This window comes from uncultured Corynebacterium sp. (assembly GCF_902782855.1).
Classification (GTDB): Bacteria; Actinomycetota; Actinomycetes; order Mycobacteriales; family Mycobacteriaceae; genus Corynebacterium.
Genome location: NZ_CACZOO010000346.1, coordinates 1 through 2,239, shown reverse-complemented (window position 1 = coordinate 2,239; position 2,239 = coordinate 1). Strand labels below are relative to the sequence as shown.

Below are 2,239 nucleotides of genomic sequence, written 5' to 3'. Positions count from 1 at the left end.
GGCACACCGGGTATCCCGGGCGCACCGGGCACACCGGGCCACGTGCCGGGGACCGCCACAGGCAACGGACGCTTCCGGTACACGGTCACCACCGGGTACGTCCCGGCGTCCGCCGCAGCACGGGCCTCCCGGTGACTGCGGAACCAGGCCATGGCCAGCAGGGACATCCCCCCGATCCACACCACGGCCATGCGTACCACGGAGGCTGCGTAGGAGTCCTGCTCCCAGTCCGGCATGAGATTCCACAGCGTGTGCACGGAGAACCCGGCGCCCCAGCCGCCGATGATCCAGGAGGCCCGCTGTGCCGTCGTGAGGTCCGCCCGCAGCAGTGCCGTACCGATCGCGTAGCCGACAATCCCGGTGCACAGTGCGTGGAGCAGTGGGCCGGCGATCAGACGGATCAGCCACATCTCGAGCACGCCCCGGACGTCGGAGACGGCATGGGTCGGTGCGAGCGAGATCGCGTACAGCGCATTCTCGAAGGCCTCGAACCCCACGCCGACGAGCACGCCGGCGATCAGTCCGTGCCACGGCCGGTTCCACCAGGTACGTCCGGCGAAGAGCAGCAGCACCACCCCGAGCGCCTTGGCTGTCTCCTCGGGCCAGGCGCCGGCCAGGGACCACGCGATCTGTGGCGTCCCCCAGCCGACGGCGAGTTCCGACAGGTGCTCCGAGGACGTGAACCCGCCGAGCACCACCCCGCCGGTCACCCCCCACAGTACGGCGGCCAGTGCGAGCCGCACCGGCGTCCCGCGGTAGAGCAGCGTCCGTGACACCACGAACCAGACCAGGGCGGCGAACAGCATGCCCAGGCCGAGGGCGAGCATGGTGGGCCCCGGGCCGGGGAACAGCATCCCGCTGACGACGGTCAGCCCGGTGCCCAGCGCGCACAGGACCGTCAGAACCAGCAGGGAGACGGCGAAGACGTCCCAGAAGATCCGCAGCCGGGGCCGCGCGGTCGGGGGATGGGCATCGTGCCACGTCCGCGGTACCGTGAGGATCTCGAAGTCCGGACACGGTTCCCCGGCCATGGGCCCCACCGGTGTCCTCCTCCGGGGATCCTGTTGCGGTGCACTCATCGCAGCCTCCCCAGCATGTCGGGGAGCAGGGCGGTCACCTGCTGCGGCGAGATGCCGCTGACCACGAGGGTGTACATCACGTCGCCCGGACCGGTGAAGGACGCCGCCTGCACGTAGACGCTGCTGCCGTTCGCCGCGACCGGGGAGAAGCTCACGTCCTGGACACCGCCGCCGAAGCCGCCGCCGAAGCCGCCGCCGAAGCCGCCGTCAGGTGACCAGCCGTCCCCGGCCCCGTCACCGTTGCCGGGGCCGTCACCGACGTCGTAGATGAAGGTGTCGCTGACGAGGGCGGTTCCCACGGACGACGCCAGTGACGGGTGGAACAGGCTGTCGACGTCGGCACGGACGAAGTGCATCGGATCCTCGTCCTGGGACCACGCGGCACGGACCGCCCGGTCGGCAGCACGGGCCAGGTCGGCGTCGGAGCCGGAGGCGTCCACCCCGGCGGTGCCGATCAGATCGAGGGTCGCGGTGCCGCACCCGGCGTAGAGGCTCGCCATACCGGGCTGCATCCTCGGGGCGCGGCAGGACGCGTCCAGACCAGAGAGGTCCGGGGACCACCCGGACCAGGTCAGGACAGTGTCTGAGGCGGCGTTGTCGAGGGTGTCGTAGTCACCGTCGACGACATCGTGGTCGACGGGCAGGGCGAAGGGCGCGCAGAGGACCAGCAGTGCCACGCCGAGGACCGCGAACCACACCGAGGTGCGGCGGGAACCGGTGGGCAGGGTGCGGTACCTCCCGTAGGGATCGGGATCCGACGGCGGGGCGACCGTCAGACCGGGCTGACCGGGCTGAACAGGCCAGCCGGGCTGAACAGGGGGGACAGGGGGAATGGCGGAGATGGGCACGGGAGAGTTCCGGCCGTCACCAGATGGTGACGCGCCGCTCCTCGTCGAGCCACATGCCGTCACCCTCGACGACATCGAAGGCCTCGTAGAACTCGGCGACATTCGAGACCACCACGTTGCAGCGGTACTCGCCGGGGGAGTGCGGGTCGATGGCGACGTACTGCGCCGCCATCTGTGGGCGGATCGCGGTCTGCCAGATCTGTGCCCAGCGCAGGAAGAACCGCTGCAGCACGGTGAATTCACCGTCGAGGCCCTCGACCGGCGCACTCGGCGCGGTGTCCACCGTCAGCCCCTGCCCGGCGAGCCACCGCT

The 2,239-nt window shown here is 70.8% G+C and carries 3 protein-coding genes; all 3 read right to left on the bottom strand.

All coding sequences use genetic code 11. From position 1 onward, the window contains the following. A partial coding sequence (locus QZV72_RS14060; RefSeq protein ID WP_297009303.1) for a PrsW family intramembrane metalloprotease occupies nt 1-1,031 on the bottom strand: 1,031 nt, incomplete at its 3' end. Nucleotides 1,032-1,075: 44 nt separating this feature from the next. Beyond that, nucleotides 1,076-1,927, bottom strand: a complete 852-nt coding sequence (locus QZV72_RS14055; RefSeq protein ID WP_297009301.1) for a hypothetical protein — start codon at nt 1,925-1,927, stop codon at nt 1,076-1,078. Nucleotides 1,928-1,943: 16 nt separating this feature from the next. After that, on the bottom strand, nt 1,944-2,239 hold a 296-nt coding region (locus QZV72_RS14050; protein ID WP_297009300.1), incomplete at its 5' end, for a M13-type metalloendopeptidase.